The 5,641-nt window shown below is 61.8% G+C and carries 4 protein-coding genes; 3 read left to right on the plus strand and 1 reads right to left on the minus strand.

Going from position 1 to position 5,641, the window contains the following annotated elements; all coding sequences use genetic code 11:
- Both HX846_RS22710 and HX846_RS22715 read left to right on the plus strand, forming a co-directional pair.
- Positions 1-366 (plus strand): aminotransferase class I/II-fold pyridoxal phosphate-dependent enzyme (locus tag HX846_RS22710; RefSeq protein ID WP_178966129.1); only part of this gene is annotated, 366 nt, incomplete at its 5' end.
- A gap of 94 nt (positions 367-460) precedes the next feature.
- On the plus strand, positions 461-3,808 hold the full coding sequence (locus HX846_RS22715; RefSeq protein WP_134326606.1) for a hypothetical protein: 3,348 nt from the start codon (positions 461-463) through the stop codon (positions 3,806-3,808).
- A gap of 146 nt (positions 3,809-3,954) precedes the next feature.
- Here the strand turns inward: HX846_RS22715 and HX846_RS22720 are convergent, their stop codons facing one another.
- Positions 3,955-4,170 (minus strand): molybdopterin-binding protein, encoded by a 216-nt coding sequence (locus tag HX846_RS22720; RefSeq protein ID WP_003217010.1) that lies wholly within the window; start codon positions 4,168-4,170, stop codon positions 3,955-3,957.
- Between the two features lie 414 nt (positions 4,171-4,584).
- Here HX846_RS22720 and HX846_RS22725 point away from each other — a divergent pair, with 414 nt between their 5' ends.
- Positions 4,585-5,556, plus strand: a complete 972-nt coding sequence (locus tag HX846_RS22725) for an aliphatic sulfonate ABC transporter substrate-binding protein (protein ID WP_087693845.1) — start codon at positions 4,585-4,587, stop codon at positions 5,554-5,556.
- Positions 5,557-5,641: the final 85 nt, after the last annotated feature.

Below are 5,641 nucleotides of genomic sequence, written 5' to 3' on the forward strand. Positions count from 1 at the left end.
GACAGCGTCAGCCCCCTGGGCCTGGAAGCCACGCGTGCGGCCTACAGCGACTGCGGCGACTGGCTGCAGGCGCTGGTGGCCTACCTGCAAGCCAACCGCGATTACCTGCTGAACGCCGTGCAAACCCGCCTGCCCGGCGTGGTCATGCATGCGCCTCAAGGCACCTACCTGGCCTGGCTGGATTGCAGCGCCCTGGGCCTGGACGATCCGCAACGGTTCTTCCTCGAACAGGCCAGGGTCGGCTTGAGCGCCGGGATTGAATTCGGCGATGACAGCCAGCAATTCGTGCGCCTGAACTTCGGCTGCCCACGGGCCATGCTGGAAGAAGGCATCGTCCGCCTGGAACGCAGCCTGCGTCACCGTTAAGGCGCAATTCACAACTTTTCGCAACGACCGCCGAACCCCTGCTGTTACTGTTTTTGCCGATTCGTCCCACCGGTAACAGCAGGAGTTCCATGGCATGACGACCCAGCCGCTCAACCGCTCGACCGACCCCAAAGCCCTTCCTCTCACACCGCCCAAGTCCGGCGCGGCGTTCCACGTGCTGCTCAAGAACAGCGCCAACAACAAGAAGGTGGAGGCCGGCGACAAAACCGCGCAAGGGCTCGCTGCCAGCAAGGAACAAGGCTATGAACTGGCCGCCAAGGACGCCGCACCGCCCACCACTCTGGGGGATTACAAGGCCATCGGCCCGGCGGACGAAGTCGGCCCCGGCCTGATCCGCTATGAAACCCAGGACGGCAAGAAAGTCATCGTCAGCGAAAAAGACAGCCCCGAGCTGTTCAAGCAAGTCAGCGCCGACTTCAAGGCACTCTCCGGCGTCAACGCCAGCGAAGCCGCCGGCTACCAGCGCCTGGGCGGCGACGCCACGGCCCCGGAAAAGCTCGGTGATTACAAATCCCTCGGCCCGCCCGACGAAACCGGCCCCGGCGTGATCCGCTACGAGACCCAGGACGGCAACAAGTTCGTCATCAGCCAGCGCGACAACCCGGAGGCCTTCCAGAAAGCCAAGGAAGCCTATGAAAGCTTCACCGGCCTGGGCAGCAGCGAAGACGCCGGCTACAAGCGCGCCAGCGACAACGAAGTGTGGCCGCCCTACGCCGGCACCACCGTCGGCCCCAAGGATGAAGTCGGCCCCGGCCTGATCCGCTTTGAAAGCAATGGCCAGAAAATGGTCGTGGCCCGCGACGACAACCCCAAGCTGTTCGACTACCTGGCAGGCCTGCACGAGGTCTACACCAACCCCGACAAAAAGGCCGCCGTAGAGTCCGCGCTCAACGACGGCTCGACCCTGGCAGACGCCAATACCAAGGCGCCGGAGCTGAACGACTACAAGGGCTTCGGCTGGATCGAAGGCCAGCAAGGCAATGTGCTGACCTATGAAACCCACGACGGCACCAAGGTCGTCGTATCGGCCGACGTCAGCCCGGAACTGTTCAAGAGCGTGGCCACCGCCCAGGACACCTGGAGCAAGATCCACTCCAGTGAAGACGCCGGCTACAAACTGGCCGGGCCGAATGACTTCCTGAAGAACACCGAGATCACCTTCGGTTCTCCCGACGAGCTGGGGGACGGCCTGATCCGCTATGAAACCAGCGAAGGCAAGGTCATCGTCTCCAAGGAGCTCAGCCCGCAGCTCTACGACGAAGTGGTGGCGAAATGGGAAGCCTGGAGCGCCGGCACCGTCGACGAGACCCGCGCCAAGTACAACCTGCCGAGCAACGATGAGCTCGACGTGCTCAACCTCGACACCGGCGTGCATGCCGACAAGGACGACGACAAGTCGCCGACCCAGAGCGTCAGCGAACTGGCCACCACCGAACTGATCGACACCTACCGCGCCGGCGTCAAGGACGGCTCGATTCCCAAAGACGACCCACGGGCCAAACTGGTCCGTGCCCTGGAAGCCCAGGCCGCCTACCAGAACGGCCATGGCATCACCGGCTACGAAGAATCCAAGCGCCCGTTCAACACCACCTGGCGCGAGTTCGATGACAAGCAGACCGAGCTCACCTCCGCCGACATGCACGACATCATCGACGGCAAGGCGGTGCAGGAGCAGATCGGCGAGTTGTTCAAGGACCCGACGGTGCAGGCCGACTACAAGACCAAGATGGACGACGCCATCAGTCACCTGCCCAACAAGGACGAGATCAAGCAGAAGCTTCTCGACCTGACCAGCAACCCCGACTATGTGCTGTACCTCAAGGACCTGCAAAAACAGGGCAAGAGCCACGAGGCCCAGCAAGACCTGAGCAACACCCTGACCTCGCTGTCGCTGTTCGACCCGGAAGCCGCCACCAAGGCCGCGCAGAATATCCAGGCCGATGGCCTCACCACCGACCTCAACGAGATTCTCTCGGACCCGAGCAAGATCTCCGACGACAACAAGGAGCTGGCCACCAAGGACCTGTTCGGCCTGCTCAAGGGCGTGCTCAAGGGCAACCTGCTGGACCTGCCGCGCCGCAGCCAGGAAGTGCTGGAGAAATTCCTCAACGAGGGCCTGGAAGGCAAGGAGAAATCCTCGGCCGTGACCAAGGCCCTGGAAGAACTCGGCGACGTCTACAAGAACAGCGGCACCATCAGCGAAGCCGACGTGAAAACCGCCCTGAGCAAACCGTATATCCCGGTGGCGGATCGCGGCATGCTCGGCGAAGTGTTCAACACCCTCAACAGCAAAGGCATCCTCGGTTCGATGGGCGCCGGCGTCAGCCTGTTCTCGGGGATATACCAACTGGTGGGCAAAGGCGGCAAGCTCGGCGAAACCCCGGCCCAACGCATGACCATCGCCAAGGACTTCCTGAGTTTTGCCGGCGGCGCCAGCCACTTCGTCAAGCTCGGTGACAAGATCGGCGAAGCCCTGGGCAAGGGCGGCCTGGTGGACTTCCTCGGCCTGGACAAGACCCTGCCGGAAATCTGGGGCAAGGAAGGGGCGGCCGGCAAAGTCATCGACTTCAGCAAACCCACCGAAATCGACTCAAAGGTCAGCAAGGAAATCGCTGCGGCCCTGGACGCGGTTCCCGACAGCCAGTACGACGGCGTGGCCAAGCTGTTTGGCGAGGGCGACAAGGCGGTAACCGAAGCTACCGAAGGCCTCGCCACTCACCTGGATGACGGCCTCAAGGCAGCCGGTGCGGCCAAGCTTGGCGCCTCCCAATCGGCGAAGATCGCCGGTTCCGTGATCAAGGTGTTGGGCCCGGCGACGGACATTGCCGGTGGTTTTGCCGACATTGTGCTCGGCGCCCTGGCGATCAAAAGCGGCGTGGACAGCAAAGACCCGTTGGCTCAGGCCGCAGGTGGCTTGCAAGTGGCGGGCGGTGCGTTCGGCGCGTCGGCCGGGGTATTGGGTGCGGCGGCGCTGTTTGGCGCAGGCACGGCGGCGGCGCTGACCGGGCCGCTGTTCCTGGTGGGCGTGGTGTTAGCGGTGGTAGGCGGGATCATCGGTTACTTCGTCGACCACAATAAAAAACAGAAGGCCACCGAGAAGGAAAACGACTGGTACCGCGACCTGGCCGGCGACGGTTTGCTGCAGGACAACTGGGCGGATAAGGTCGAATACGCCCACTACGAGATCCACCACTACCACGGCCGCGACACGCCGACCGATGACAGCCTGTTCCGCTTCCAGCAATCGGAGTGGGAGCATTTCGACTCCACACCACAAAGCGGCGGCTCGTCGAGCAACCGGCTGGATGGGGATTTGCACAAGGACTACAAGGACCCGAGTGAAACGCCCAAGGCACTGCCGGATGCTTCGGATGAGAAGCCAGGATCCCGGCCATCGGGCGGCGGGCCTCGGCTCAACTAACCCTCCAACGGCTGCATGCAAAACAAAATGTGGGAGCGGGCTGCTCGCGAAAGCGGTGGATCAGTCATTGTAGATGTCGACTGTCACACCGCATTCGCGAGCAAGCCCGCTCCCACATTTGGATTGGGTTCACAACTGGATTGCAGTCACAGCTTGGCGATCGACACTTCAGTCGACTTCACAAAGGCAATCACTTCACTGCCCACCTTCAATTCCAGGTCACGCACCGAGCGTGTGGTAATCACCGACGTCACGATCCCCGACGCGGTTTGCACGTCGATCTCGGACACCACTTCGCCGATCAGGATTTCCTTGATCACGCCTTTGAACTGGTTGCGCACGTTGATCGCTTTAATGGTCATGTCGGCTTTCCTTTGGTCTGTTGGGTCAATCCGCACGAATGCGCAGGCAATCAAAGTGCCCTATTCGTGAAACCAACAAAAGGAATATATAACTCTTTATTTATTCCATAAAAACATATGCAAGCTGTTGCACAGCCAACAGTGATTCAACAAAGTGCCCGCCTCCCCACTCCCAACCACCTCCCCAAGTAGCAGCTGTCGAGCCCAAGCGAGACTGCGTCAGCGGTCTGTCTGACACACCGCGAACGCAGCCTCGCTTGGGCTCGACAGCTGCTACGCCAGGGTGTTGCCCTGCCCTGCAAAGACGCTGGCACAGAGACTGCATATTCCTATAACGCATGATGGAACATGCCATATGAATTTTCTGAATATAAGAAAAGCCTTCTCTTTTCCCGCCTTGTCCGGAGCTGTTCCATGAAACCCTTCTTCAATACCCTGTTGGGCGCCTGCGCCCTGGCCCTCAGCCTGCAACCCCTGGCCCATGCAGCGGAAACCGACCCTGCGCAAGTCAACCTGGACTACGCCTACTACTCCCCGGTGAGCCTGGTGCTCAAGCACTTCGGCTGGCTTGAAGAAGCGCTGCCGCAAACCAAGGTCGGCTGGGTGTTGAGCCAGGGCAGCAACCGTTCCCTGGAATACCTCAACAGCGGCGGCGTCGACTTCGCCTCGTCCGCCAGCCTGTCGGCGGTGCTCAGCCGGGCCAATGGCAGCCCGATCAAGTCGGTGTATGTGTACAGCCGCGCCGAGTGGACTGCACTGGTGGTGCGCAAGGACTCGACGTTCAACAGCGTCAGCGACCTCAAGGGCAAGAAAATCGCCGCCACCAAAGGCACCGACCCGTACCTGTTCACCCTGCGCAGCCTGCAGAAAGCCGGCCTGAGCAAGGACGACGTGGAGCTGGTGCACCTGCAGCACCCGGACGGCCGTACCGCCCTGGAGAAAGGTGATGTGGACGCCTGGGCCGGTCTCGACCCGCACATGGCCGCCAGCGAAATCCAGGCGGGTTCGCGCCTGCTGTACCGCAACAAGGACTTCAACAGCTACGGCGTGGTCAGCGTGACCGACAAATACGCCAAGGAGCACCCACAGACCATCGCCAAGGTGCTCGGTGCCTATGAAAAAGCCCGCAACTGGGCGGTGAAACACCCCGACGAATTCGCCAAGCTGCTGGCCGACGAATCCGGCCTGCCCCTGGACGTGGCCAAGCTGCAATTGTCGCGTACCGACCTTAGCAGCCCATTGCTCACTGCCCAGGACGTGGTGTCGTCCAAGGCGGCCGCGCCGATCCTGGTGTCGGAAGAACTGGTGCGCCGTGGGGTGAATGTGGATCAGGTGATCGACCAGTTGATCGACCCAAGCTTTGGCCAGGCTTTGCCTCGTCCATAAGGGGAGCGTCATGAGCAGCAAAAGCGAAACCCTGCCCGTCGCACTCGCGCCAACGCTCACCGTGCAGCGCAGCGCCTGGCCGCGG

The sequence above is a fragment of the Pseudomonas sp. K5002 genome (genome assembly GCF_013386655.1).
In the GTDB taxonomy this organism is placed as follows: domain Bacteria; phylum Pseudomonadota; class Gammaproteobacteria; order Pseudomonadales; family Pseudomonadaceae; genus Aquipseudomonas.